Origin of the sequence: Sphingomonas adhaesiva (assembly GCF_036946125.1) — a bacterium.
Classification (GTDB): Bacteria; Pseudomonadota; Alphaproteobacteria; order Sphingomonadales; family Sphingomonadaceae; genus Sphingomonas; species Sphingomonas adhaesiva_A.
This window is the reverse complement of the sequence record NZ_JAQIJT010000001.1, coordinates 366,495-390,988: the sequence shown is the minus strand read 5'-3', so window position 1 is coordinate 390,988 and position 24,494 is coordinate 366,495. Positions and strand designations below refer to the sequence as shown.

Here is a 24,494-nt window from a genome sequence, read left to right as displayed (position 1 = left end):
GGTCAAGCTGTTGGCATTTCCGGGACGACCGCATAAGCCCCGCAACCAACGCGCCTACATCAGCAACAACTCTCTTAAGAATCCATTTACTGAAGAAGGATGGTCGCCCGATCGTGGAAAAGCCCTTGCTGAGCGTCCTGAAGGGCGAGCGACGCGAACGTCCCCCGGTGTGGCTCATGCGGCAGGCCGGGCGCTATCTGCCGGAATATCGCGCGCTGCGAGCCGACAAGGGCGGCTTCCTGGCGCTGGCGACCGATCCGGTGGCCGCGGCCGAGGTGACGATCCAGCCGATCCGGCGCTTCGGGTTCGATGGTGCGATCCTCTTTTCGGACATTTTGATGGTTCCCTGGGCGCTGGGCCAGGATCTGTCGTTCGGCGCGGGCGAGGGACCGCGGCTGGCGCCGGCGCTGGTCGACCACGCACTGGCGTCGCTGGAAGCGGTCCCGGTGCGGCTCGACCCGGTCTACGCGACGGTCGCGCGCGTGGCGGGGATGCTGGGGCCGGAGACGACCTTCCTGGGGTTCGCCGGATCGCCCTGGACCGTCGCGACCTATATGGTCGCCGGACAGGGGAGCCGCGATCAGGAGGCGACGCGCCGCTTCGCCTATGCCGACCCGGCGGCGTTCGGGCAGATCGTGGACGCGATCGTGGCAACGACGATCGACTATCTCGCGGGCCAGATCGCCAATGGCGTGGAGGCGGTGCAGCTGTTCGACAGCTGGGCCGGCAGCCTGTCGCCCGACCAGTTCGACCGCTGGGTCATCGCACCCAACCGCGCGATCGTCGACGGCGTGCGGGCGCGGTGTCCGGGTGTGCCCGTGATCGGCTTTCCCAAGGGGGCGGGGGGCAAGCTGCCGGCCTATGCCGCCGGTACCGCGGTGGATGCGGTTGGGCTGGACGAGACGGTCGATCCGGTATGGGCCGATGCGGTGCTGCCGGTCGGACTGCCGGTGCAGGGGAACCTCGATCCGCTGGCGCTGCTGACCGGCGGTGAGGCGCTCGATCGGGGGATCGATCGCGTTCTGGCGGCGTTCCCGGCGCGACCGCATGTCTTCAACCTGGGGCATGGCATCGGGCAGCATACGCCGATCGCGCATGTCGAGCAGCTGCTGGCACGAGTGAGGGGCGCATGATCGCTGGATTCCTGGGCGTGACCTACGATTGGGTGAAGGCCGCGCACCTGATTTTCGTCATCTTCTGGATGGCGGGACTGTTCATGCTGCCGCGGTACCTCGTCTATCACCAGGAAGGGCTGGGCGACGCCGCGGAGGAAGCGCGGTGGATCGACCGCGAAAGCAAGCTGCGCCGCATCATCCTGACCCCGGCGATGGTGATCGTCTGGCTGCTGGGGCTGCTGCTCGCGCTCAACGCCGGTATTGCAGACGGCCTGCCGGGGCTCGGCTGGCTTCATGTCAAAATCCTGCTGGTGTTCCTGCTGTCGGGCTATCACGGCTGGGCGGTCGGCTATTCGAAGAAGCTGGCGCGCGGACGGCGCGGCGTGTCCAATCGGGCGCTGCGGATGCTGAACGAAGTCCCCGGCATCGCGGTGACGCTGATCGTCATCCTGGTGATCGTGAAGCCGTTCTGACGCGCGTCGCGGCTTGACTAAGCCGCAGCCGACTCCTACCTCGCGCCCACGATGCGGCCGTCCTGGTCGCGCCGTGCTCCTGTCAGCTTCGTCCCCCTAAGCTACATTCCCTGCGCATGTTCCTGTCGCCGGTCGAGCATCCTTCCCACACCCGAATCATCTCGGACACATATCCATGCACCTGAAAGACCTGAAGAAGAAGGCGCCTGCCGACCTCGTCCAGCTGGCCGAGGAACTGGGCGTCGAGGGCGCGTCGACGCTGCGCAAGCAGGATCTGATGTTCGCGATCCTCAAGGTGCAGGCCGAGAACGGCGAGCAGATCATGGGTGAGGGCACGATCGAGGTGCTGCCCGACGGATTCGGTTTCCTGCGCTCGCCGCAGGCCAATTACCTGGCCGGTCCCGACGACATCTACGTCAGTCCGAACCAGGTGCGGAAGCACGGCTTGCGCACCGGCGACACGGTCGAGGGCGAGATCCGCGGGCCGAAGGACGGCGAGCGCTATTTCGCGCTGGTGAAGCTGACCCAGGTCAATTTCGAGGATCCCGAGCGGGTCCGTCACCGCGTCAACTTCGACAATCTCACGCCGCTCTATCCCGACGAGCGGCTGAAGATGGAGATCGAGGATCCGACACTGAAGGACAAGTCGGGCCGCGTGCTCGACGTCGTCGCACCGATCGGCAAGGGCCAGCGCTGCCTGATCGTCGCCCCGCCGCGCGTTGGCAAGACGATCATGATGCAGAACATCGCGCGTGCGATCAGCGCGAACCATCCCGAGGTGTTCCTGATCGTCCTGCTGATCGACGAGCGCCCCGAGGAAGTCACCGACATGCAGCGCACGGTGAACGGCGAGGTGGTGTCCTCCACCTTCGACGAGCCGGCGACGCGCCACGTCGCGGTGGCCGAAATGGTGATCGAGAAGGCCAAGCGCCTGGTCGAGCACAAGAAGGATGTGGTGATCCTGCTCGACAACATCACCCGCCTGGGCCGCGCCTACAACACCGTCGTTCCCTCGTCGGGCAAGGTGCTGACCGGCGGCGTCGACGCCAATGCGTTGCAGCGGCCGAAGCGCTTCTTCGGTGCGGCGCGCAATATCGAGGAGGGCGGCTCGCTCACCATCATCTCGACCTCGCTGATCGACACCGGCAGCCGCATGGACGAGGTGATCTTCGAGGAGTTCAAGGGCACCGGCAACGCCGAGATCGTGCTCGATCGCAAGGTGGCGGACAAGCGCATCTTCCCGGCGATCGACGTGGGCAAGTCGGGTACCCGCAAGGAAGAGCTGCTGGTGCAGAAGGATCAGCTGTCCAAGATGTGGGTGCTGCGGCGTATCCTGATGCAGATGGGGACCGTCGACGCGGTCGAATTCCTGCTCGGCAAGATGAAGGATTCGAAGACCAACGCCGACTTCTTCGACAGCATGAACCAATAGGGCTCGGCGCCGGGTCCGTGGGGGGACGCCATCGTTCCCGCTATGACATTCCCGCCGCGGAACGTTATGCCCCGGCGCATCATTGATGCCGGTCGAACACGGGGAGTGACGTTTTGAGCCTGATCGCCATGCTTGCCGCAGCAGGCTCAGCCGCTGCGGGCTCGATCCAGGGGCCGGGGTCGCTCGGCGACATATGGCAGCATATCGTCGCCGATTTCTCCAACCTGTCCGATCCCTCGGCGCTGGCCGCATTCGGTTCGGTGCTGATGATCGACCTGGTGCTGGCGGGCGACAATGCGATCGTCGTCGGCGCGCTGGCGGCGGGACTGCCTGCGGATCAGCGCAAGAAGGTGATCCTGATCGGCATCGGCGCGGCGCTGGTGCTGCGGATCTTCTTCGCGCTGATCGTCACCTGGCTGATGGGACTCGTCGGTCTGATCTTCGCGGGCGGCTTGCTCCTCCTGTGGGTCAGCTGGAAATTCTGGCGCGAGATCCGTCACGGCAGCCACAGCCCGGACGCGTCCGAGATGGACGGCGAGAGCGCCGCGCTCACCCCGGCCAGGGGGTTCGCCTCTGCCGCCTGGGCCGTGGCGGTGGCCGATGTCTCGATGAGCCTCGACAACGTGCTGGCGGTCGCGGGGGCGGCGCGAGAGCATCCCGGAATCCTGGTCATCGGGCTGCTGCTGTCGGTCGCGCTGATGGGTCTGGCCGCGAACTTCATCGCCCGGATCATCGATCGCTATCGCTGGATCGCCTATGTCGGGCTGGCGGTGATCGTGTTCGTGGCGTTCCGCATGATCCACGAAGGCTGGGTCGGCGGGGAGAACACGCCGGGTATCATCTCGCTCTTCACCTGAACCGCCCCATCTGAACCGTCCAGTTCAGTGCGCGTTCAAAGCGGTCGTGGCATCGCACGATGCTCAATCCCGGAGTGTGCATGAATCGCTTCCTACTTCCGCTGGCTGCGGCCGGCCTCGTCGCCGTTCCCGCCGCGGCGCAGGTCAACCCCGATCTGGTCGCGGTGCAGCGCCACCTGTCGAGCGTCGAGACGATGACGGCCGCGTTCAGCCAGACCGATCGTAACGGACAGGTGCTGACCGGCACGCTGACGTTGAAGAAGCCGGGCAGGATTCGCTTCCAGTATCAGAAGGGCGTGCCGCTGCTGATCGTCGGCGACGGCAAGGCACTGACCTTCATCGATTATTCGGTGCGCCAGGTCCAGCGCTGGCCGATCGGCAATTCGCCGCTGGGCGTGCTGCTGGATCCCCGTCGCGACCTGTCGACGTTCGCCAAGGTCGTGCCGTCGCCGAACCCCGCCGTGCTGTCGGTCGAGGCCTACGACCCGAAGCATCCCGAGTACGGGCGGATCACCCTGGTGTTCCAGCGCAGCGCCGCGGCGCCCGCGGGGTTGCTGCTGAGCGGCTGGGTGGCGCTCGACAGCCAGGGGAACCGCACGACGATCCGGCTGTCGGATCAGAAGTTCAATGCGCCGGTGAGCGACGGAACGTTCCGCTGGAACGACCCGCGGAGGCAGGGCCGCGCAGGCTGAACGAAGACCGGCGGTTCCGTTCATCGAAGCGACAGGGACGGTGACCTAGAAGCCGGATCGCGGTCGGGGGTGCTACCGGGATTTTCCCCCTGTTGCCCGGAACATTCCCCGTCCCGCCTGCGTGACGAACGCCGGTCGGCCCTCGCTCCTTGCCCCCGGAGCGGGGGCCATTCCGTTTGCGACGGGGCGCCCGGGAGGCCTAACCGCCGCGGGGCGACCCTTGTCCCCCCGTGGGCCGCGGTCTAACGACATCCGCGTGAAGATCGTCTCCTGGAACATCAACTCGGTCCGCTTTCGCCTCGACATCGTCGAGCGATTCCTGCGCGAGGTGCAGCCGCACGTGCTGTGTCTTCAGGAAACCAAGGTGATCGACACCGACTTTCCCGTCGAGGCATTCCGCGCGCTGGGCTACGAGCATGTCCTGCTCCACGGCCAGCGGATGCATCACGGCGTGGCGACGATCGCACGCGTGCCGGTGGTGGAGGACGACCGGCTCGACTGGCAGGCCAATCGCGAGGCGCGGCACCTGGGCGTCCGGCTGCCGAACGGGGTGCGGCTGGAGAACGTCTATGTCCCGGCCGGCGGGGACGTGCCCGACCGCGAGGTGAACCCGAAGTTCGGGCAGAAGCTGGACTTCGTCGAGCGGATGACGCGCTGGTCGGAGGGGCTGGACGTGCCGACGATCCTGACCGGCGATTTCAATATCGCGCCGCTGCCCAGCGACGTGTGGAGCCACAAGGCGCTGCTGAAGGTCGTGAGCCACACGCCGATCGAGGTCGAGGCGCTCGATCGGCTCAAGGCGTCGAACGACTGGGTCGACCTGGGGCGCCATTTCCATCCGGCACCGGCGCGGCTGCACACCTGGTGGAGCTATCGCTCGCCCGACTGGACGAAGAACGATCGCGGGCGGCGGCTGGACCATATGTGGGCGACAGGGCAGGTGGCGGCGACCGCACGCGGGCATACCGTGTTCGAGGATTGCCGCAGCTGGCTGAAGCCGTCCGACCACGTACCGATCATGACCGAGTTCGACTGGTGAGCGACGCGCGCAACGCGGCCCGCGCGATCGACGCGATGCGGCGCGGCTGGCCGATCGCGATCGGCGACGTGACGATGCTGGCGGTGGAGACCGCGGATGCGGATCGGCTGGCGTCATTCGGCGACGATTACGCGATCCTGATCTCCAGCGGGCGCGCGGAGACGCTGAAGCTGACCAACCAGCGTGCGGCGGCCGATCCGGACCGGCCGGTGCTGATCGAGCGGGCGCCGTGGTTCGACATGGCGATGGCGACCGCGCTGTCGGACCCGCAGCTGGATCTGACCATGCCGATGAAGGGTCCGTTCCGCACCGTCCCGCCGGAACCGCACGATATTCTGGCAGCCGCCTTGCGGCTGGCGCGGGTGGCGGGGTTGCTGCCGGCGTTCTTCGTCGGTGGTACGGCCGCGCCCGAGGTTTCGGTGACGATCGGCGACATCGATGCGCATGAGGATGCGACGCGGCTGCGGCTGGCGGTGCGCGCGCGGCTTCCGGTGGCGCAGGCGGAAGATGCCGAAGTTGTCGCATTCCGCACCCCGGAAAGCGCCGACGAGCATGTCGCGCTGCTGATCGGGACGCCCAACGGTCAGGCGCCGCTGGTGCGGCTGCATAGCGAGTGCCTGACCGGGGACGTGCTGGGGAGCCTGAAGTGCGATTGCGGGCCGCAACTGGATGCGGCGATCGCCGCCATCCGGACCGCGGGATGGGGCATCCTGCTCTACCTGCGGCAGGAGGGGCGCGGGATCGGGCTGGTCAACAAGCTGCGCGCCTATGCGTTGCAGGACCAGGGGTTCGATACGGTCGATGCCAATACGCGGCTGGGGTTCGCGATCGATGCGCGCGACTTCGGCGTGGCGGCGCGGATGTTGCGTCTCCTGGGGCAGGAAAGGGTGCGGTTGTTGACGAACAACCCCGCCAAGGTCGCCGGACTGGAGGCGGCAGGGGTGTCGGTGGTCGAGCGCGTGCCGCACTTCCTGCCCGCCAACCCGCACAATGCGCGGTATCTGGCGACGAAGCGCGACCGTACAGGGCACCAGCTTTAGAGCAGCGCGGCGACCTCTGCGAAATCGCGGGCGATGGCGTCGACGCCGATCGCGCGCAACCGATCGGCATGGTCCGGGCCGCAATGCGACCCGGCGACCAATCCGATGACATAGGCCCCGCTGGCGACCGCGCCGGTCGCACCGACGGGCGAGTCCTCGATGATGGCGCAATCCCCGATACGGACGCCGAGCCGTTCGGCGGCGTGGAGGTACAGATCGGGGGCGGGCTTGCCGCGGGCGACATGCTCGCTGCCGGAATACAGGTGCGGTTCGAACGCATCGGCGATGCCGAGATGCATCAGGTGGGTGCGGATCCAGCCCACCCGGCTGGACGAGACGATCGCGCGCGGCAGGGTGGCGGGCAGGGAGCGGACGAAGGCGACCGCGCCGGCGACCTCCTCGATCCCCTCGGCCAGGCAGCGCTCGTTTTCGAGCTGGCGGCGGGCGTGGAAATCCTCGGGCAGGGGGCAGCCGATCCAGCCCTCCACCGCCGCCAGAAAGTCGGCGCCGGCCAGCCCCATGAACTTCGCCATGGATTGTTCGGCGGTGGTCGGGTGGCCGATGTCGGTCAGATACTCGGCGATGTGGCGGTTGCCGCTATACTCGCTCTCGATCAGCACGCCGTCGAAGTCGAACAGCAGCGCGGCGAAGCGGGTCACGCGCGGGCCCCGAACAGTGCCGAGCCGACGCGGACGTGGGTCGCGCCCAGCATCACCGCGGTCTCGAAATCGTCGGACATGCCCATGCTGAGCCCGGTGACGCCATGGTCGCGGGCGATCTTCGACAAGAGCGCGAAATAGGGCGCCGCCTCCAGCCCGGCGGGCGGGATGCACATCAGCCCGGCGACGGGCAGATCGGCGCCGCGTGCCTGCTCGAGCAAAGCGGGGAGGTCGGCGATGGCGCAGCCGCCCTTTTGCGGTTCTTCCCCGATGTTGACCTGGAGGAAGCAGTCGGGACGTCGCGCGGCGGCCTCCATCGCGCGCGCGAGCGCGGTGACGAGCGAGGGGCGGTCGACGGCGTGGATCGCGTCGGCCAGCGCGACCGCATCGGCGGCCTTGTTCGACTGGAGCTGGCCGATCAGGTGCAATCGGACGCCCGGAAAGGCGTCGCGCAATGCGGGCCATTTGGCCTGCGCCTCCTGGACGCGGTTCTCACCGAAATCGCGGTGGCCGGCGGCCAGGAGCGGGCGGATCGCCTCTTCGGGCTGGGTCTTGGACACGGCGATCAGCGTGACGTCGGCCGGATCGCGCCGCGCGATCTTCGCGGTGTGGGCGATGCGCGCGCGGATCGCGCCTAGTTGGTCGGCAGAGTTCATCGCGCGCGCTATACGGGCCGCGATGCAGCGCCGCCACCCCGTCCCGACCCGCTGGCTGTTCACCGACGAACGCATGGGCGAGGCGCTGTGGGATGCGCTCGAGCGGCTGCCGCGCGGTGGCGGGGTGGTGTTTCGCCATTATGCGACTCCGCCGGGCGAACGAAGGCGGCTGTTCGCGCAGGTACGGCGAGTGTCGCGGCGGCGCGGGCTGGTGATGGTGCGGGCAGGGGCGGTGCGGATGGCGGGCGAGCAGGGCGTCCATGCGCGGCGCGGGCAGGGATTGGTGACCTGGCCGGCGCACGACCGGGCCGAGGCGGTGCGGGGCGTTCGTGCGGGGGCGCGAGTGTTGTTCGTGTCGCCGGTGTTTGCGACGCGGTCGCATCCGGGCGCGGGGGTGCGAGGTCCGCTGCGGGCCGCAATCATCGGGCGCGGGCTGGGCGTGCCGTTGATCGCGCTCGGTGGGATGAACGAGCGGCGGTTCCGGCGGGTGCGGGGGTTGGGGTTCTCCGGGTTCGCTGCGATCGACGGCTGGTCGTGATCCATGCGGCGCCGCGAAGACGGCTGGTTCGCGCGGAGACGCGGAGAAGGTCTGTGCCGCACTCTCGCAACAGGACGCGCGCCGTCGCCCGACGACGGCGTGTCAGTGGATGCGCGGCCGACCCCCGACCGCAGCGTGTCAGAAGCGGAAGGCGGTGCCGACGTAGACGGCCTGGCTGTCGCGGCGGTCGTCGTCGATACGGGTCAGGCGGTCGCGCTCGCTCTTGAGGCGCATGCCGGCCGTCAGGTCGATGTTGCGGGTGATCGAATAGCTGCCGCCCACATCGAGCGAATAGCTCTGCGGCTCCTCCAGCGATCGGACGCTGCCCGGCAGGGCGCGATCGGCCGTGGCGCTGAGGCGGCCTGTCCACTTGTTGCCCGAATAGCTGAGCGCGACGTCTGCCGCCTCCCGGCTGCCGGGGACGACACCCAGGTCGACCTTCGCCACGTCGCCCGAGACGGCAAACCGCTTCCATCCCACCGCGACGCCCAGATTGTAGGCGATCGGGGCGACGCCGATGGTCGGCGCCGTGGCCGCGAAGCGGGTCGTGTCGCGATTCATCGCGGTCGACGAACGCGCGCGTACCGCGACCGTGATCGAGCGATTGCTGTTGCGTGCCTCCGACGGCGTGAAGCGGAAGTCGGTCGAATCCAGCCCACCGCGTGCGAACAGCGCCGCCAGCTTCGGATCGGCCGCCGACGGGGTGAAGGAGCCGGCGCTGCGCGGCAGGACAGGGGCCTTGCGGGCGACACGTGCGCTGTTGTCGGCGAAGCCCACCGCAGGAACGGCCGCAGCGGCCGCGGCAAGCGATGCCACGACGACCCCTACAGCGATGTGGCGACGCACAGCCACGATTCGTTCCCATCCCCTTTGATCGGCACCTTACCTGCCGATCGATAGAGTGGACCTATCAGGATTCGGTTCCGAGTCCATGACCGACGCGCCATCTCGCGGGCGCTTTTCGACGGGCTGTTGCACTATGTCCACAATGTGGCGCGCTTGCGGGGGGTGAGGCGCGCGGGTAGAGCGATGGCTTGTCCGTTTTCCTGCCCGTTTTCCTGAAGGACGATGCCGATGTTCCGCCCCTCGCGTCTTGCGGTCGCGCTCAGCGCCGCTCTGGCTCTCTCCGCCTGCGGCGGTCGCGGTGGCCGACCCGAGGGTGACCTGGCCGCGTCCCGGGTCACGACGATCGGCGTCAACAGCTATCTGTGGCGGGCGACGCTGGACACGCTGAGCTTCATGCCGCTGCTCCAGACCGATTCCAACGGCGGCGTGGTGGTGACCGACTGGTACGTCAATCCGCAGCTGCCCGGCGAGCGGATGAAGGTGACGGTGTCGATCCTGGACCAGGACCTGCGCGCCGATGCCGTCCGCGTCGCCGCGCTGCGCGAGGTCAGCCGCGGCGGGCAATGGGTGTCCGCCCCGGTCGAGGCGGCGACGACGCAGAAGCTCGAAGACATCATCCTGACCCGTGCGCGCGACCTGCGCCGCGGTGCGATCACCGGCTGAGGCGGGGCGACGACCGACGATGGCCTCCCGTTTCAACGCGCTGAAGGCGGACGCGCACTGGCAGAAGACGTGGGACGAGGCGCGCACCTTCGCGGCCGACGACCATAGCGCCAAGCCGAAGACGTACGTGCTGGAGATGTTCCCCTATCCCTCGGGGAAGATCCACATGGGACACGTCCGCAACTATACGATGGGCGACGTGCTGGCGCGGCACCGGCGCATGACCGGGCACGAGGTGCTCCACCCGATGGGGTGGGACGCGTTCGGGATGCCGGCCGAGAATGCGGCGATGGAGAAGGGTGTCCATCCGGGCGCGTGGACCCGCCAGAACATCGCGACGATGAAGGCGCAGCTGAAGCGGCTGGGCTTCGCGCTGGACTGGACGCGTGAGCTGGCGACGTGCGACGCCAGCTATTACGGGCACGAGCAGGCGCTGTTCCTCGACTTCTACGCGTCCGGGCTGGTCTATCGCAAGGAATCGGCGGTCAATTGGGACCCGGTCGACATGACCGTGCTGGCGAACGAGCAGGTGATCGACGGGCGCGGCTGGCGCTCCGGCGCCCTGGTCGAGAAGCGCAAGCTGTCGCAGTGGTTCCTGAAGATCACGCAGTTCGCCGACGACCTGCTCGACGGGCTGGCGGGGCTGGACCAGTGGCCCGACAAGGTGCGGCTGATGCAGGAGAACTGGATCGGCAAGAGCCAGGGGCTGCAATTCCGGTTCGCGCTGTCGGACGGCGGCTCGGTCGAGGTCTTCACCACGCGCCCGGACACGATCTTCGGCGCCAGCTTCGTCGCGGTGGCGGCGGATCACCCGATCGCGCGCGCGGTGGCGGCAGCGAATGCCGACGCGGCGGCCTTCGTCGAGCGGTGCAAGCAGGGCGGCACGACCGCCGCCGAGCTGGAAACGCAGGAAAAGCTGGGCTTCGATACCGGGATCACCGCCGCTCACCCGTTCGGGGCGGGCGACCTGCCGGTGTTCATCGCGAACTTCGTCCTGATGGATTATGGCACCGGCGCGGTGTTCGGGGTGCCGGCGCACGATCAGCGCGATTTCGACTTCGCCTCCAAATATGCGCTGCCGATCCGGCGCGTGGTATCGGACGGCGATAGGACCGACCCCGATTTCGACGGGGACGAGGCGTGGACGGGCGCGGGGACGCTGGTCAATTCGCATTTTCTCGACGGCATGGACGTGGTCGACGCCAAGCGCGAGGTCATCCGCCGCGCCGAAGACGGCGGCTGGGGACACGGCACCACCGTGTGGCGGCTGCGCGACTGGGGGGTGAGCCGCCAGCGCTACTGGGGCACCCCGATCCCGATCATCCATTGCGCGGCGTGCGGCGAGGTGCCGGTGCCGCGCGAGCAGCTGCCGGTGGAGCTGCCGGAGGACGTGACCTTCGACGTGCCGGGCAACCCGCTCGATCGCCATCCGACGTGGAAGCATGTCGCGTGCCCGTCCTGCGGGGCCGATGCGCTGCGCGATACCGACACGCTCGACACGTTCGCGGACTCGTCGTGGTATTTCATCCGCTTCGCCAGCCAGCCCGAGGATCGTCCGTTCGACCGTGCGGTGGCCGAGAGCTGGCTGCCGGTGGGGCAGTATATCGGCGGGGTCGAGCATGCGATCCTCCACCTGCTCTACGCGCGCTTCTGGACGCGGGCGCTGCGTCATGTCGGGTTGATCGACCTGGCGGAGCCGTTCACCGGGCTGTTCACGCAGGGTATGGTCACGCATGAGACGTACCAGCTCGACATCCCCGACTATGCGGGACCTCCCGGTGCCCTCTGGATATCCCCGGACGCGTTGATCGTCGGCGAGGGCGGGGCGCTGTTCGCGCAGACCGAGGACGGTGCGTCGATCCCGATCCGGCGCGGCCGCGTCGAGAAGATGTCCAAGTCCAAGAAGAACACGGTCGATCCCGAGCCGATCGTGGATCAGTACGGCGCGGACGCGGTCCGCTGGTTCATGCTCTCCGACTCGCCGCCGGAACGCGATCTGGAATGGAGCGAGAACGGGATCGAGGGCGCGTGGCGCTTCGTCCAGCGGCTCTGGCGGCTGGTCGATGCCGAGCTGTCGCCCGACGCCGCGCCGGTCGAGGGGGACGACCTGGCCCTGCGCAAGCAGGTCCATCGCACGACCGCCGCGGTGCATGCCGCGGTCGAGGGATTGCAGTTCAACAAGGCGGTCGCGGCACTCTATGCGCTGACCAGCGCGATCGAGAAGGCGCCCCCCTCGGTCGAGCGGCGGGCGGCGGTGCGGACGCTCGTCCTGTTGTCCGCGCCGATGGTGCCGCATCTGGCGGAGGAAGCCTGGGCGCTCGCGGGCGGAAGCGGGCTGATCGCCGACGCCGCCTGGCCCGCGGTCGATCCGGCGATGCTGGTCGATGACGAGGTGACGATCGCGATCCAGGTCAACGGCAAGCTGCGTGATACGCTGATGCTACCCAAGGGCATGCCGAAAGAGGAGGTCGAGGCCGCCGCGCTGGCGTCGGAGAAGATCGTCCGCGCGCTGGAGGGCAAGGCCCCGCGCAAGGTCATCGTCGTGCCCGATCGTCTGGTGAACCTGGTCGCGTGAGGGCGCTCGCTGCCTTGCTGCTGCCCGTGGCGCTGTCGGCGTGCGGACTGACGCCGCTGTATAGCGGCAGCACCGCGGGGCCGATCGCGGCGACCCTGTCCGGGATCGAGGTGGCGCCGATCCAGGGCAAGTCGGGCTGGCTGGTCGCGAACGCGCTGCGCGACCGGCTGGCGGCGCTGGGCGAGGGGCCGGCGCGGTATCGGCTGAATGTCGTTCTGGACGATACGATCGTCGGGCTGGGCGCGCGGGCCGATGATGCGGTGTCGCGCGAGCGGCGGACGTTGCGGGCCCGCTACCAGCTGGTCGATGCCGCGCAGGGGACGGTGCTGGTCGACGCGACCGCGGGGTCCGACGCGGGGATCGACGTCGTCGGCTCCGAATATGCGACGATCGCGGCAGAAAGCAGCGCGCTGGAACGCCTGTCGGACACGGTGGCGGATCAGATCGTCGCACGCCTCGCTCTATATGCGCGGCGCGTGCAGGCGCCGGCGCCCGCCAGGCGATGAAGGCGACCGAGGCGCGGCTGACCGCTGCGCTGGATCGTCCGCCGGCGGATATCCGGCTCTATCTGCTCCACGGCCCCGACGAATCCACGGCGATGGCGTTCGCGGCTCGGCTGGCGCGCGCGCTGGGGGAGGGGGCGGAGCGGATCGACCTCGACGGTGCGACGCTGCGGAGCGACCCGGCGCGGCTGGCGGACGAGGCGGCGGCGATATCCCTGTTCGGAGAGGCCCGACACATCCGCATCACCACGGCGGGAGAGGAGTCGCTGGAGGCGGTGGAGGGGCTGCTGGCAGCGCCCGCCGCCGGCAATCCAGCGGTGATGATCGCGCCGACCGTGAAGGCGACCGGCAAGCTGGTGAAGGCGGGCATCGAGTCGGACCGGGTGCTGGCCTTCGCCTGCTATCCGCCGGATGCCCGCAATGTCGCCGCGCTCGTTGCGGAGCTGGCGCGGGGGGAGGGGCTTCGGCTGATACCGGCGGCGGCACAACGGATCGCCCGTGCGGCGGATGGCGACCGCGCGATCATGGCGCGTGAGGTCGAGAAGCTGGCGCTCTATCTGGATGCGGCGCCAGACCGTCCGCAGGAGGCGGACGAGGCCGCGTTGGAGGCGATCGGCGCGGAACTCGTCGACGGCGAGATGGGCGACGTGGTGTTGGCGGCGACCGGCGGCGACGTCGGCCCGCTGCTCGAGGCGCTGCGTGGCACGGGCCCGGATGTCTCCCCGATCCCGATCCTGCGCGCGCTGGCGCGGCGATTGACGATGCTCGCAGAGTTGAAGCAGGCGATGGAGGGCGGCGAGCCGGCGGAACAGGCGATGAAGCGTCGGGGCGTGTTCTGGAAGGAGCAGGCAGCCACGGCGGCGGCGGTGAGGCGCTGGACGCTTCCCGACCTTCAGGCCGCGCTGATGGCGGCGCGGCGTACCGAGCGGGAGGTCATGGGCGCGGGGCTGGCGGGACGGGTCGTCGCGGATGCGTTTCTGCTCCGCCTGGCGCGACGGGCGAAGCGATAGGGCGATCCTTTCACGGGATCACGAAGCGTAGCCGGTCTTTGAGGTCTCCGGGCGTAAAGTGACTGCAAGCCGCCGCGATCGACCGTGAGGGGCTAGATCCGCTCGCCGCTGAGACGCTGACACACCATATCGAGCTGTTCGAGGGTGCTGTAGTCGAGCGTGATCGAGCCATGCCCGTCGGGGGCGAAGACGATATGGACGTTGAGCCCGAGCAGATCGGCTAGCTGGCGCTCCAGCGCCTCAATGTCGGCACTGCCCGTGCTGCCATGGACGCTGCCCGAGATGCCACGAGCGCGCTTGCTCTCGTCGCCCGACGTTCCCCGCTTCACGTCGGCGGCGAGCTTCTCGGTCTGACGCACCGACAGGCCCTGTGCGACGACCTGATCGGCGAGCGCGATCGGGTCGGCCGCCCCCAGAATCGCGCGGGCGTGGCCCATGGTCAGCGATCCCTCCACCACCCGAGCCTGAATTTCGGAAGGAAGATCGAGCAATCGCAACAGGTTAGCGACATGGCTGCGCGACTTGTGGACGGCACGGGCCAACGCTTCCTGCGTATGCCCGAATTCGTCGAGCAGCCGCTGGTAAGCCTGAGCTTCCTCGATCGCGTTGAGGTCCTGCCGCTGGATATTCTCCAGCAGCGCGATCTGCAGCGTCTCGCTGTCGCTATAGTCGCGGACGACGACCGGAACTTCGTGAAGGCGTGCGCGCTGTGCCGCACGCCAGCGGCGCTCGCCCGCAACGATCTGATAATCGTGGCCATGGGGCCGGACGATGATCGGCTGGATCACGCCGCGCTCGGCGATCGACTGTGACAGTTCCTCCAGCGCATGTTCGTCGAAGTGACGACGCGGCTGATCGGGATGAGGGGCGATCGCGCTGACCGGGATCATCCGGACCGACCCACGAGCGGCGCCGTCCGATGCCGTTTCGCGCTCGTCCTGCGCCACATCACCCAACAGCGCGTTGAGACCGCGGCCGAGACCGCCCCGGTTCCGCCGGGAAGATGCGTCGCTCATGCCGCGGCCTCCTGGCGGGGCAGACGCTGGATGACCTCTCGCGCCAGTGCCATATACGCTTCCGATCCACTGCAACGATGGTCGTAGATGAGGGCGGGCAGGCCATGGCTCGGGGCCTCCGACAGGCGCACGTTACGGGGGATAACGGTGTCGAATACGACCTTGCCCAGAACGGCACGGACATCGGTCGACACCTGTTCGGTCAGTCGATTGCGGCGATCGTACATCGTCAGCGCAACACCCAGGATCGATAGGGACGGATTGAAACGCGATCGTATCCGCTCGACCGTGTTGAGAAGCTGACTCAACCCCTCCAGGGCGAAAAATTCGCACTGAAGCGGCACGAGGAGGGCATCGGCAGCGACCATCGCGTTGATGGTCAGCAGACCCAAGGACGGCGGGCAGTCGATCAGGACGATATCCCAATGCCGGGACGCCCCTTCGATCGCTCGATGGAGGCGATGCGTTCGCTGCTCCAGATCGACCAACTCGATCTCCGCGCCGGACAGATCGACCGTCGCCGGGACGACATCGAGGTGCGGAATACCCGTCGGGACAACGGCCTCCACCAGACCGCCGCGATCGATCAGGGCGTGATAGCTCGACCGCTGGCGCTTGTTCTGCGCAATGCCCAGGCCGGTCGATGCGTTACCTTGCGGATCAAGATCGATCAGAAGTACCGAGTGGCCGGACGCCGCGAGCGCGGTCGCGATATTGATGGCGCTCGTCGTCTTACCGACACCGCCCTTTTGATTGGCTACCGCGATGCAGAACATCGTCGCGTCACTCCGTCAGCGATGACAATGATGGATTCCGCGTCTGAAACGCTCTGTTCCACGTGGAACACGCCTTGCCAGTTACGCTTCACCGACGCAAGCTCATCCACACCCGACCGCCCCTTGGGCAGGATGAAACGGGTGGCGGAAGAAGCCAGATGGCTCGTCAGCTGGAAAATTGTGTCGAGTTGCGCGACGGCGCGAGCTGAAATGACATCTATCCTTCCAGCTAGGGTCGTCTTCTCGATCATCGATTGAGAGACCTGAACGTTTGGGAGGGCAAGTGTGCTCGCGGCATCCGCCAGAAATTCAGCTCGCTTGCGCCGGGGTTCGACGAGTACCACCTCTATTGGTAGCAGTATCGCCACGACGAGCCCCGGCAACCCCGCGCCACTTCCGATATCGCACCAGCGGCTGGCATCGCCCGGCGCAAAGGCGATAAGCTGCGCTGAGTCGACGATGTGTCGGGTCCACAGTGACGGGATCGTTCCACGTGAAATGAGGTTTTGGCGCTCACTTTCCGTTAGCAGGATATCTTCATAGTGGCGGAGACGGTCAACGGCCGCAGCCCCGAACCGCTCTGACACCCAATCGTGCGCGTCGTCCTCGTTCATGATGCTTTCCGCGCGTGCAGCCATAGCGCAGCGAGTGCCGCAGGCGTAATTCCTCTTATCCGCGATGCCTCGCCAAGCGTGCTCGGAGCCGAAGACCTTAGACGATCGATCATTTCTGTCGAAAGCCCCGGCACATCCGACAATGACGTCGCGGGCGGAAGCACAATCTTTTCGTCACGCCGAATGCGTGCCACCTCTTCTTCCTGCCGTGCCACATAGGGGGCGTAGCGAGCGTCCTCTTCAACCTCCCGAAGGATGTCGATATCCTTTACGGGTATGTTGGTATCGCCGCTCCTGGCCCGATCGCGAAGCTCGCGTCGCCGTTCCACGTGAAACAGCCGTTGTCCGCTGAGGCAGTTCGCCTCCATCGCGATGGTAGAAAGGCGCGTCTCCGCATTGTCGGCTCTGAGGGAAAGTCGAAACTCCGCCCTTGCTGTGAGCATTCGATATGGTTCAGTGACGCCTTGCAGAACGAGGTCGTCGATCATCACTCCGATGTAGCCCGCCGCGCGGTCGATGGTGACATGGGGCAGACCGCACGCATGGGCGGCGGCGTTAAGCCCGGCGATCAGTCCTTGTGCAGCAGCCTCCTCATAGCCCGTCGTGCCGTTGATTTGGCCAGCGCAGAACAATCCCTTCAGTTGGGGAAGGGCGAGCCGGTGGTCCAGCGACCGGGGGTCGAGGTGATCGTATTCGACGGCATACCCCATCGTGGTGATACGAGCGCGCTCAAGCCCGGGCACACTCGTGACCATCTCCTGCTGGACCCGAGCATCGAGGGATGTCGAGATGCCGTTGGGATAGACGAGATGATCGTCCAGGCCTTCGGGCTCGAGAAATATCTGGTGACCGTCGCGGTCGCCGAAGCGATGGATCTTGTCCTCGATCGACGGGCAATAGCGTGGGCCCTGACCTTCGATGGCGCCGCCGAAGAGTGGGGAGGATGCCAGTCCCCGCCGGACTATATCATGGCTTCTTGGCGTGGTTCGCGTGATGGCACATGCCAGTTGCGGCAGACGCTCAGCCGCCGGCATCGTCGACATCCACCATATGTCGTCATCGCTTGGCTGCGGCGCGAGGCGACCCCAATCGATCGTTCGTCCGTCCAGGCGGGGAGGGGTGCCAGTCTTGAGACGATGCATCGGAAGAGCGAGGTCGCGTAGCCGCGCCGCAAGCCGATGCGCAGCGCTTTCACCTACGCGCCCGCCGTCGAGACGTTCTTCACCGCGAAAGATCTTGCCCCCCAGAAAGGTGCCCGTCGCGAGCACCACAGCGCCGGATCGTACGGTATCACCCTCCGCCAGTATCGCCCCGATCACACGATCGCCGCTGACGACAAGGTCGACGACCTCACCCTCCACGATGGTGAGATTCTGATAGGTCGACAGCTGGCGGGCGATCGAATTCCGATAGCGCGTGCGATCTGCCTGAATGCGCGGTCCCTGGACGGCAAGGCCCTTCGATCGGTTGAGCATGCGATGGTGGATGGCACTATCGTCCGCGGCTCGCGCCATCAGGCCATCAAAGGCGTCAACCTCGCGAACGAGATGGCCTTTTCCGAGGCCGCCGATCGAGGGATTGCACGACATGGTGCCGATCTGGCTTTTGGCTTGGGAGATGAGCGCGACGCAAGCGCCCCGCCTCGCGGCCGCGGCTGCGGCTTCGGTGCCGGCATGTCCGCCTCCGACGACGACGACATCAAATTGTTTCACGTGGAACGCCTATTTACCGAGACAGAAGCGGCGGAACAATGCGTCGAGCATTTCCTCCGCGGCGTCGATGCCCAATAATCGGGCGAGCCACCGTGTCGCAAGGCGCAGGTGCTCGGCCTGTAGCAAGGGATCGTCTTCGTTGGCGGCGCAGCGGAGCTCCCGGGCCGCGGATGCCATATCCTCCCGCTGCCGCTCCCGAAAGGCCATGCCGTCGCTCCACCCCACATAGATGCGGCACCGCTGGTCGATCGCCGTCCAGAGGGCGTCGACCGTTTCAGGCACATGGACCGACGTCGCAATGTCATGCTCGTCCGTGGGCCGGCGATGGTCGCATTGGCTCGCAACCTTCAACGCGTTCGACGGTGCATCGTCCGGTACGCCGAGCCACAGGACGAGGTCCGCCCGGTCGATAAGGTCACGTGCCCGCGAGATGCCGATCCGCTCGACCTCGTCTGTCGTGTCCCCGATCAACCCTGCGGTATCAACGAGTCGATAGGGGATCCCGGCCCGCGACACCACGGCCTCCAGCACATCACGCGTGGTGCCGGCGATCGGGGTGACGATGGCGGCGTCGCGCTGAAGCAGCGCGTTGAACAACGACGACTTCCCGGCATTGCGCGGCCCCGCGAGCACGACCGTTATCCCGTCACGGAGGCGTTCGACGCTCGGTTGCGCGAGCGCGTATTCGATGTCGCACGCCAACGCGCCGGCGTCGGACGCGGGGTGGTAGCCGGCATGGGAGGCAACGTCGTCCTCGTCCCCGAAGTCGAGCTCCGCCTCGACGCGGGCGGCGATGTCCGCCGCGCGGCCCAGCCATTCGCGCGCGGTCTGGCTGACGCGGCCTTCGCTCGCCGCTATCGCGACACGCCGTTGGCTTTCCGTTTCGGCCTCGAGCAGGTCGGCCAGCCCCTCGGCCTGGATCACATCCAACCGACCGTGTTGCAACGCGCGGCGGGTGAACTCTCCCGGCTGGGCGAGGCGCAGCCCGGGCAGCCGGCTCAACTCCTGCTCGACCGATGCGACGATGGCGCGCCCACCATGCAGATGGAGCTCGACCAGATCCTCGCCGGTGGCGGTCGCCGGACCGGGAAAGCGGATGACCAGCGCGCGGTCGAGCAGATCTCCGGCTTGATCGCGCAAGGCGCGGAGCGATGCCGTCCGGGGAGCGGGAAGGGATCCGGCCAACGTGCCGAGCGCAGCGTCCGCCCGCGGCCCGCTGATCCGCATGACCGCGATCGCGGCCGGCGGACGCCCGCTCGACAAGGCGAAGATCGTGTCGGTCACCCGCCCGACTTGGTCCCGGTGCCGGTGGCGGAAAACAACTGCCGCCACATGTCCATTCCGGCATCGGTGGCGGGTGCCCAGCTCTTGAGCATCGCCCCCATGATCTCCGGGCCGATCGTGCCCTTCTCCATCGCTTCCTGCATCTTGGCGATATAGTGATCGTGGAGCGGGGTGAGGTCGGGAAGTCCCATCATCCGGCGCACTTCCTCGGGCGTGCAGTCGGCTTCGATCGTCACCTTCATCCTGATCGCGCTCCCTTGAGCGCGCGAGGGGCGCGCATTAGCGTGAGGCGCGTATATGCCCGCGAACCGGGGTGTTTCGCAACGGTCGCACGAATCGGGCATGGGATCATCGGATCGAGGGAGAGCCTGCATGACGACGAACATCACGATCGCCACATTGAACGGACAGAGCATGCCCGCCTATCAGGCGACGCCCGAAGGCACCCCGCGCGCCGCGATCGTCGTCATCCAGGAGATTTTCGGGGTGAACGCCGGGATCCGCAGCAAGTGCGACGCACTGGCGCGTGACGGCTATCTGGCGGTCGCGCCCGACCTGTTCTGGCGGATGGAACCGGGGATCGAGCTGGACCCCGACGTTCCCGAGGAAATGCAGCGCGCCTTGTCGCTCATGGGAAAGTTCGACCAGGACGGCGGCATCCGCGATATCGAGGCGACGATCCGTCATGCACGCGAGGCATCGGGTGGGAAGAAGGTCGGCGCGGTCGGCTACTGCCTGGGCGGCCGCCTGGCCTATATGACGGCGGCCCGGACCGACGTGGATGCCAGCGTCGGCTATTATGCGGTCGGGGTCGACGGGCTGCTGGGCGAGAAGAATGCGATCGCGCACCCGCTGCTGCTCCACATCGCCGGTGACGACGGCTTCGTCGACAAGGACACGCAGGCACGGATGCACGAGGGGCTGGACGATCACCCCAAGGTGACGCTGGTCGACTATCCGGGCGAAGACCATGGCTTCGCGACCGAGTTCGGCGCGCGGCGTTCCGATGCGGCGGCGCAGCAGGCGGACGCCCGCACGACGGCGTTCTTCGCCGAACATCTCGGCTGACGGTATCGGCGGTCGGCTGGTGCGTTCAGCCGATCGCCCACTCGCCCAGCGCGATCAGGCCGGTCGCGATCATCTGCGCGACGAACACCGCCAGCGCCATCGTCACGAGCATGGCAGCGGCCACGGCTCCGTCGTGGGATGCTTGTGTCAGGGTCATGGCCCATCCTCTCCATCAAGAGGCCGGGCCACATTCGTCCGGGTGGTCCCGGCAAGTGGCCGCAATATAACGGCTTTTGTCGGGACTCGCAAATCGGCTCAGGTCGGGTTGCCGTCGGTGTCGCGCAGCACCTCGCGCCGGCCGACGTGATCGGGGCGGCCGACGATGCCGTCCTTCTCCATCCGCTCGATCAGGCGCGCCGCCGAATTGTAGCCGATGCGCAGCTGGCGCTGGAGCCAGGAGGTCGATGCCTTCTGGCTGCCGCACACCAGGGCGATCGCGGCGCGATACTGCTGGTCCTCCGCGGTGTCCTCGCCGGTCGGCGCGCCGTCGAGCGCGAAGCTTTCCTCCGGTTCCTCGGTCACCGACTGGATGTAATCGGGGGTGCCCTGCGCGCGCCAGTGATCGGTGACGGCGCGTACCTCGTCATCGCTGACGAAGGGGCCGTGGACGCGGACGATGCCCTTGCCGCCGGGCATGTAGAGCATGTCGCCGCGGCCCAGCAGCTGCTCGGCGCCCTGCTCGCCCAGGATGGTGCGCGAATCGATCTTGCTGGTGACGTGGAAGCTGATGCGGGTCGGCAGGTTCGCCTTGATGACCCCGGTGATGACGTCGACCGACGGCCGCTGCGTCGCCATGATGAGATGGATCCCCGCGGCGCGCGCCTTCTGCGCCAGCCGCTGGATCAGGAATTCGACCTCCTTGCCTGCGGTCATCATCAGATCCGCCAGCTCGTCGACGATGACGACGATCTGCGGCAGAACGTCGTAGTCGAGCTGCTCCTCCTCGTAGATCGGCTGGCCGTTCTCGCCATAGCCCGTCTGGACCCGGCGACCGAGCGGGGCGCCCTTGGCGCGCGCGGCGCGGACCTTGTCGTTGAAGCTGGCGAGGCTGCGCACCCCGACGGACGACATCTGGCGATAGCGATCCTCCATCGTCTCCACCGCCCATTTCAGCGCGCGGACCGCCTTGGCGGGATCGGTGACGACGGGGGAGAGCAGGTGCGGGATGTCGTCGTACATGCTCAGCTCGAGCATCTTCGGATCGATCATGATCATCCGGCACTGATCCGGGGTGAGCCGATAGAGCAGCGACAGGATCATGCCGTTCAGCCCGACCGACTTGCCCGAGCCGGTGGTGCCCGCGACGAGCAGGTGCGGCATGGGGGCCAGGTCGGCGATCACGGGATCGCCGGCGATGTTCTTGCCCAGGATGACGGGCAGCTGTGCCGACTGATCCTCGAACGCCTGGCTGGCGACCAGTTCGTGGAGCGACACCATCTCGCGCCGCGCGTTGGGCAGCTCGATCCCGATGACGGTACGCCCGGGAATCGTCGCGACGCGCGCGGAGATCGCGGACATGTTGCGCGCGATGTCGTCGGCCAGGCTGATGACGCGGGTCGCCTTGATGCCGGGCGCCGGCTCCAGCTCGTACATGGTCACGACGGGGCCGGGGCGCACCTCGGTGATGTTGCCCTTCACGTTGAAGTCGTCGAGCACCGTCTCCAGCAGGCGCGCGTTGCGCTCCAGCGCGGCCTTGTCGATCGGGTTCGACTGGTTCGCGGGCGCCGGGGTCAGCAGGTCGAGCGAGGGCAGGACGAAGCTGTCGCGCAGGTCGAGCCGCTGTTGCGACTGCGGCTGCGCGCGGGCGGCCGACGGCGCGACGGTGCGCTCGCCGATGACCGGGGCGGGGCGGTCGTCCGGCTGCGCCACCGCGCGCGGGGCGGGCGCGCGGGCGAGGGTGAAGGGAGCATCGTCCTCATCCTCCTCCGGCATGTCGTCGGCGTCGTCACCGGCGCGAGCGCGCTGCAGCCGGGGGCGCGGTGCGAAGCGGGCGAAGTCGATCTCGAGGCTGCGACCCCAGACGACCGCTCCGGCAATGCCCGCGACGATGCCGAGCGCGACGACGCCCCACCACGTGACCTGCGCATCGCCGACCATGCCGAAACCGGCGCGCACCGCACCGACGGTGCCGAGCCCCACGAGCCCGCCCCAGCCGAACGGCAGCGCCGGCACCGCGCCGGGCGCGACGCACCCGAGCGCGACCGCCATCAGCGCCACGCCGAGCAGCGCGAAACGCAGCATCCGCCACCATTCGCCCGCCGGCTGGTCTCGCCACAGCCGCATCGCGACGACCGGCGCGATCGGCAACAGCAGCGCGACGGCGGGGCCGAAGATGGTCAGCGCGAGATCCGCGAACCATGCCCCGGGCGACCCCAGCAGATTGCCGGTCACCCCCGCCGATGCAGTGTTGAACGCAGCATCGCCGGGGCTGTAGCTCGCCAGGCTGAGCGCGGCCGCGATGGTGCCGCCGGCCAGCGCCACCGCCGTCGCGACCACGCCGCTGCGCACCACGCCCGCCTTGATCGTTTCGCGCCACAGCGGCGGATCCGCCCGCGTCGCCATACCCCAACCCCGCAACGATGTGTGAAAGTGCGCGTATTCTCCGCGCGGGCGAGTCTGGCGTCAAGATGGCGCGCGCCCGCCAGCCCCCGGCGCGCGGTTGGCAGAGGCGTGACGGACGCGTAGGGCAGGACCATGAACCAGGCAGACCATGCAGACGTCCTCATCCTCGGCGGCGGGCTGGTGGGCAGCGCGCTGGCGGTGGCGCTCGACCGCCACGGGCTTTCCGCGATCGTGGTCGATCCCGCCGACCCGGCGGTCACGCTGACCGCCGGTTTCGACGGTCGCGCGAGCGCGGTGGCGAGCGCCAGCCACAAGATGCTCGACGCGATCGGCGTCGGCGCGGCGCTGGCGGGGAAGGGTTGCGCCATCCGCCAGATCCGCGTCAGCGACGGACTGGCGCCGGGCAAGCTGGATTTCATCCCGGACGCGGACGATGCCGCGCTGGGGACGATGTACGAGAATCGGTTGCTGCGCGCTTCGCTGTACGAGGCGGCGATGGCGGCCGAGCGCGTCGACCTGCGGATGCGGACCCGCGCGACATCGGTGGACCGCGATGCGCATGGCGTGCGCGCGACCCTGTCGTCGGGCGCGACGGTCACGGCCGACCTGCTGGTCGCCGCGGAGGGTCGGCAGTCGCCGACGCGCGAGGCGGCGGGTATCGCGGTGGCGCGGTGGCAGTACGACCATGCCGCGATCATCGGCGCGTTCCATCACGAGCGCAGCCACGAGAATATCGCGTACGAAATCTTCTATTCCTCCGGGCCGTTCGCGCTGCTGCCGCTGCCCGACGACGAGATCGGTCACCGCTCCGCGATCGTGTGGACGGTGGCGAGCGAGCATGCCGCGGGGATGCTGAAACTGGGCGACCGCGGGTTTCTGGCCAAGGCGGAGAAGCGGATGGGCGGGTTCCTGGGGGCGCTGTCGCATGCCTCGCCGCGCGCCAGCTACCCGCTGGGCTTCCACCATGCCGCCCGGATTACCGACGAGCGGCTGGTGCTGGTCGGCGATGCGGCGCACGGCATTCATCCGATCGCGGGGCAGGGGGTGAACCTGGGCTATCGCGACGTCGCCGCGCTGGTCGAGGTGCTGGTCGAGGGACGCCGGCTGGGGCTGCAGGCGGGCGATGCTCAGCTGCTGGCGCGGTATCAGAACTGGCGCGCGCTCGACACGTTCATGGTGGCGGCGGCGACGGATACGCTGACGCGATTGTTCGGCTTGCCGGGCAGGACGGCGAGCGCGGTGCGGCGGTTCGGCATTTCCGCGGTCGACCGCCTGCCCCCGCTGAAGGATCGCTTCATGGCGGAGGCGCGCGGGGAGAGCGGACAGCTGCCGAAGCTGCTGATGGGGGTCATGGTCTGAGCCGG

24 protein-coding genes are annotated in these 24,494 nt (G+C 67.9%); 14 read left to right on the top strand and 10 right to left on the bottom strand.

Features of this window, described 5'->3' with window-relative positions; genetic code table 11:
* Positions 1 to 89: 89 nt before the first annotated feature.
* The 7 genes from hemE (at position 90) to ribA (ending at position 6,648) form a co-directional block, all read left to right on the top strand.
* A complete protein-coding gene (hemE, locus tag PGN23_RS01870; RefSeq protein ID WP_443019738.1) occupies positions 90 to 1,133 on the top strand; it encodes a uroporphyrinogen decarboxylase in 1,044 nt (347 codons plus the stop codon).
* Complete coding sequence (locus PGN23_RS01865) at positions 1,130 to 1,588, top strand: CopD family protein (protein WP_335301150.1); 459 nt, start codon at positions 1,130 to 1,132, stop codon at positions 1,586 to 1,588. Before hemE ends, PGN23_RS01865 begins: the two co-directional genes overlap by 4 nt.
* A gap of 175 nt (positions 1,589 to 1,763) precedes the next feature.
* A complete protein-coding gene (gene rho / locus PGN23_RS01860) occupies positions 1,764 to 3,020 on the top strand; it encodes a transcription termination factor Rho (RefSeq protein WP_335301149.1) in 1,257 nt (418 codons plus the stop codon).
* 128 nt (positions 3,021 to 3,148) lie between these two features.
* Positions 3,149 to 3,877, top strand: coding sequence for a TerC family protein (locus PGN23_RS01855; RefSeq protein WP_335302053.1), 729 nt, complete (start codon positions 3,149 to 3,151; stop codon positions 3,875 to 3,877).
* 80 nt (positions 3,878 to 3,957) lie between these two features.
* Positions 3,958 to 4,569 carry a LolA family protein gene (locus tag PGN23_RS01850; protein ID WP_335301148.1) on the top strand — a complete coding sequence of 204 codons (612 nt, stop codon included), beginning with the start codon at positions 3,958 to 3,960 and terminating at the stop codon, positions 4,567 to 4,569.
* A 256-nt stretch (positions 4,570 to 4,825) separates the two neighbouring features.
* Positions 4,826 to 5,608 carry an exodeoxyribonuclease III gene (locus PGN23_RS01845; protein WP_335301147.1) on the top strand — a complete coding sequence of 261 codons (783 nt, stop codon included), beginning with the start codon at positions 4,826 to 4,828 and terminating at the stop codon, positions 5,606 to 5,608.
* A gap of 35 nt (positions 5,609 to 5,643) precedes the next feature.
* The gene (gene ribA, locus PGN23_RS01840; RefSeq protein WP_335302052.1) at positions 5,644 to 6,648 is read left to right on the top strand and encodes a GTP cyclohydrolase II; all 1,005 of its coding nucleotides are present in this window, start codon (positions 5,644 to 5,646) and stop codon (positions 6,646 to 6,648) included.
* On the opposite strand, the gene PGN23_RS01835 is transcribed toward ribA, so the two are convergent.
* Complete coding sequence (locus PGN23_RS01835) at positions 6,645 to 7,307, bottom strand: HAD family hydrolase (RefSeq protein ID WP_335301146.1); 663 nt, start codon at positions 7,305 to 7,307, stop codon at positions 6,645 to 6,647. The genes ribA and PGN23_RS01835 overlap by 4 nt on opposite strands.
* Positions 7,304 to 7,963 carry a YggS family pyridoxal phosphate-dependent enzyme gene (locus PGN23_RS01830; protein WP_335301145.1) on the bottom strand — a complete coding sequence of 220 codons (660 nt, stop codon included), beginning with the start codon at positions 7,961 to 7,963 and terminating at the stop codon, positions 7,304 to 7,306. The genes PGN23_RS01835 and PGN23_RS01830 overlap by 4 nt, the downstream gene beginning before the upstream one ends.
* Before the next feature lie 22 nt (positions 7,964 to 7,985).
* On the opposite strand from PGN23_RS01830, the gene PGN23_RS01825 reads away from it, so the two are divergent.
* The gene (locus PGN23_RS01825) at positions 7,986 to 8,501 is read left to right on the top strand and encodes a thiamine phosphate synthase (protein ID WP_335301144.1); all 516 of its coding nucleotides are present in this window, start codon (positions 7,986 to 7,988) and stop codon (positions 8,499 to 8,501) included.
* A gap of 138 nt (positions 8,502 to 8,639) precedes the next feature.
* Here the strand turns inward: PGN23_RS01825 and PGN23_RS01820 are convergent, their stop codons facing one another.
* Entirely contained in the window at positions 8,640 to 9,317 is a 678-nt protein-coding gene (locus PGN23_RS01820; protein WP_335301143.1) for a hypothetical protein, read from the bottom strand.
* Positions 9,318 to 9,575: 258 nt separating this feature from the next.
* Between PGN23_RS01820 and PGN23_RS01815 the strand changes: the two genes are divergently transcribed.
* Genes PGN23_RS01815 through holA form a run of 4 tightly spaced genes read left to right on the top strand, consistent with a single transcriptional unit; the run spans position 9,576 to position 14,098 of the window.
* Positions 9,576 to 10,010, top strand: a complete 435-nt coding sequence (locus tag PGN23_RS01815; protein WP_335301142.1) for a DUF3576 domain-containing protein — start codon at positions 9,576 to 9,578, stop codon at positions 10,008 to 10,010.
* 19 nt (positions 10,011 to 10,029) lie between these two features.
* Positions 10,030 to 12,585: a leucine--tRNA ligase gene (leuS, locus tag PGN23_RS01810; RefSeq protein ID WP_335301141.1), complete on the top strand. Its 2,556-nt coding sequence runs from the start codon at positions 10,030 to 10,032 to the stop codon at positions 12,583 to 12,585.
* A complete protein-coding gene (lptE, locus tag PGN23_RS01805; RefSeq protein WP_335301140.1) occupies positions 12,582 to 13,091 on the top strand; it encodes an LPS assembly lipoprotein LptE in 510 nt (169 codons plus the stop codon). The genes leuS and lptE overlap by 4 nt, the downstream gene beginning before the upstream one ends.
* Complete coding sequence (holA, locus tag PGN23_RS01800; RefSeq protein ID WP_335301139.1) at positions 13,088 to 14,098, top strand: DNA polymerase III subunit delta; 1,011 nt, start codon at positions 13,088 to 13,090, stop codon at positions 14,096 to 14,098. The genes lptE and holA overlap by 4 nt, the downstream gene beginning before the upstream one ends.
* A 92-nt stretch (positions 14,099 to 14,190) precedes the next feature.
* Here holA and PGN23_RS01795 read toward each other — a convergent pair whose 3' ends face one another.
* Genes PGN23_RS01795 through PGN23_RS01770 form a run of 6 tightly spaced genes read right to left on the bottom strand, consistent with a single transcriptional unit; the run spans position 14,191 to position 19,742 of the window.
* Entirely contained in the window at positions 14,191 to 15,114 is a 924-nt protein-coding gene (locus PGN23_RS01795) for a ParB/RepB/Spo0J family partition protein (RefSeq protein WP_335301138.1), read from the bottom strand.
* Positions 15,111 to 15,890, bottom strand: a complete 780-nt coding sequence (locus tag PGN23_RS01790) for a ParA family protein (protein WP_335301137.1) — start codon at positions 15,888 to 15,890, stop codon at positions 15,111 to 15,113. Before PGN23_RS01790 ends, PGN23_RS01795 begins: the two co-directional genes overlap by 4 nt.
* Positions 15,872 to 16,504: a 16S rRNA (guanine(527)-N(7))-methyltransferase RsmG gene (rsmG, locus tag PGN23_RS01785; RefSeq protein ID WP_335301136.1), complete on the bottom strand. Its 633-nt coding sequence runs from the start codon at positions 16,502 to 16,504 to the stop codon at positions 15,872 to 15,874. The genes PGN23_RS01790 and rsmG overlap by 19 nt, the downstream gene beginning before the upstream one ends.
* A complete protein-coding gene (gene mnmG / locus PGN23_RS01780) occupies positions 16,501 to 18,216 on the bottom strand; it encodes a tRNA uridine-5-carboxymethylaminomethyl(34) synthesis enzyme MnmG (RefSeq protein ID WP_335301135.1) in 1,716 nt (571 codons plus the stop codon). Before mnmG ends, rsmG begins: the two co-directional genes overlap by 4 nt.
* A gap of 9 nt (positions 18,217 to 18,225) precedes the next feature.
* Entirely contained in the window at positions 18,226 to 19,500 is a 1,275-nt protein-coding gene (gene mnmE, locus PGN23_RS01775; RefSeq protein WP_335301134.1) for a tRNA uridine-5-carboxymethylaminomethyl(34) synthesis GTPase MnmE, read from the bottom strand.
* On the bottom strand, positions 19,497 to 19,742 hold the full coding sequence (locus PGN23_RS01770) for a DUF6489 family protein (protein WP_335301133.1): 246 nt from the start codon (positions 19,740 to 19,742) through the stop codon (positions 19,497 to 19,499). The genes mnmE and PGN23_RS01770 overlap by 4 nt, the downstream gene beginning before the upstream one ends.
* Before the next feature lie 130 nt (positions 19,743 to 19,872).
* On the opposite strand from PGN23_RS01770, the gene PGN23_RS01765 reads away from it, so the two are divergent.
* Entirely contained in the window at positions 19,873 to 20,568 is a 696-nt protein-coding gene (locus tag PGN23_RS01765; RefSeq protein ID WP_335301132.1) for a dienelactone hydrolase family protein, read from the top strand.
* 255 nt (positions 20,569 to 20,823) lie between these two features.
* On the opposite strand, the gene PGN23_RS01760 is transcribed toward PGN23_RS01765, so the two are convergent.
* Positions 20,824 to 23,130 (bottom strand): FtsK/SpoIIIE family DNA translocase, encoded by a 2,307-nt coding sequence (locus tag PGN23_RS01760; protein ID WP_335301131.1) that lies wholly within the window; start codon positions 23,128 to 23,130, stop codon positions 20,824 to 20,826.
* 132 nt (positions 23,131 to 23,262) lie between these two features.
* Between PGN23_RS01760 and PGN23_RS01755 the strand changes: the two genes are divergently transcribed.
* Positions 23,263 to 24,489, top strand: coding sequence for a UbiH/UbiF/VisC/COQ6 family ubiquinone biosynthesis hydroxylase (locus PGN23_RS01755; RefSeq protein ID WP_335301130.1), 1,227 nt, complete (start codon positions 23,263 to 23,265; stop codon positions 24,487 to 24,489).
* Positions 24,490 to 24,494 lie beyond the last annotated feature (5 nt).

What these genes read in the sequence shown, in the direction of transcription:
- PGN23_RS01865 (WP_335301150.1), top strand. Translation starts at nt 1,130, where the DNA reads ATGATCGCTGGATTCCTGGGCGTGACCTACGATTGGGTGAAGGCCGCG.
- rho (WP_335301149.1), top strand. Translation starts at nt 1,764, where the DNA reads ATGCACCTGAAAGACCTGAAGAAGAAGGCGCCTGCCGACCTCGTCCAG.
- PGN23_RS01855 (WP_335302053.1), top strand. Translation starts at nt 3,149, where the DNA reads ATGCTTGCCGCAGCAGGCTCAGCCGCTGCGGGCTCGATCCAGGGGCCG.
- PGN23_RS01850 (WP_335301148.1), top strand. Translation starts at nt 3,958, where the DNA reads ATGAATCGCTTCCTACTTCCGCTGGCTGCGGCCGGCCTCGTCGCCGTT.
- ribA (WP_335302052.1), top strand. Translation starts at nt 5,644, where the DNA reads ATGCGGCGCGGCTGGCCGATCGCGATCGGCGACGTGACGATGCTGGCG.
- PGN23_RS01830 (WP_335301145.1), bottom strand. Translation starts at nt 7,963, where the DNA reads ATGAACTCTGCCGACCAACTAGGCGCGATCCGCGCGCGCATCGCCCAC.
- PGN23_RS01825 (WP_335301144.1), top strand. Translation starts at nt 7,986, where the DNA reads ATGCAGCGCCGCCACCCCGTCCCGACCCGCTGGCTGTTCACCGACGAA.
- PGN23_RS01815 (WP_335301142.1), top strand. Translation starts at nt 9,576, where the DNA reads ATGTTCCGCCCCTCGCGTCTTGCGGTCGCGCTCAGCGCCGCTCTGGCT.
- leuS (WP_335301141.1), top strand. Translation starts at nt 10,030, where the DNA reads ATGGCCTCCCGTTTCAACGCGCTGAAGGCGGACGCGCACTGGCAGAAG.
- holA (WP_335301139.1), top strand. Translation starts at nt 13,088, where the DNA reads ATGAAGGCGACCGAGGCGCGGCTGACCGCTGCGCTGGATCGTCCGCCG.
- PGN23_RS01795 (WP_335301138.1), bottom strand. Translation starts at nt 15,114, where the DNA reads ATGAGCGACGCATCTTCCCGGCGGAACCGGGGCGGTCTCGGCCGCGGT.
- PGN23_RS01790 (WP_335301137.1), bottom strand. Translation starts at nt 15,890, where the DNA reads ATGTTCTGCATCGCGGTAGCCAATCAAAAGGGCGGTGTCGGTAAGACG.
- rsmG (WP_335301136.1), bottom strand. Translation starts at nt 16,504, where the DNA reads ATGAACGAGGACGACGCGCACGATTGGGTGTCAGAGCGGTTCGGGGCT.
- PGN23_RS01770 (WP_335301133.1), bottom strand. Translation starts at nt 19,742, where the DNA reads ATGAAGGTGACGATCGAAGCCGACTGCACGCCCGAGGAAGTGCGCCGG.
- PGN23_RS01765 (WP_335301132.1), top strand. Translation starts at nt 19,873, where the DNA reads ATGACGACGAACATCACGATCGCCACATTGAACGGACAGAGCATGCCC.
- PGN23_RS01760 (WP_335301131.1), bottom strand. Translation starts at nt 23,130, where the DNA reads ATGGCGACGCGGGCGGATCCGCCGCTGTGGCGCGAAACGATCAAGGCG.
- PGN23_RS01755 (WP_335301130.1), top strand. Translation starts at nt 23,263, where the DNA reads ATGAACCAGGCAGACCATGCAGACGTCCTCATCCTCGGCGGCGGGCTG.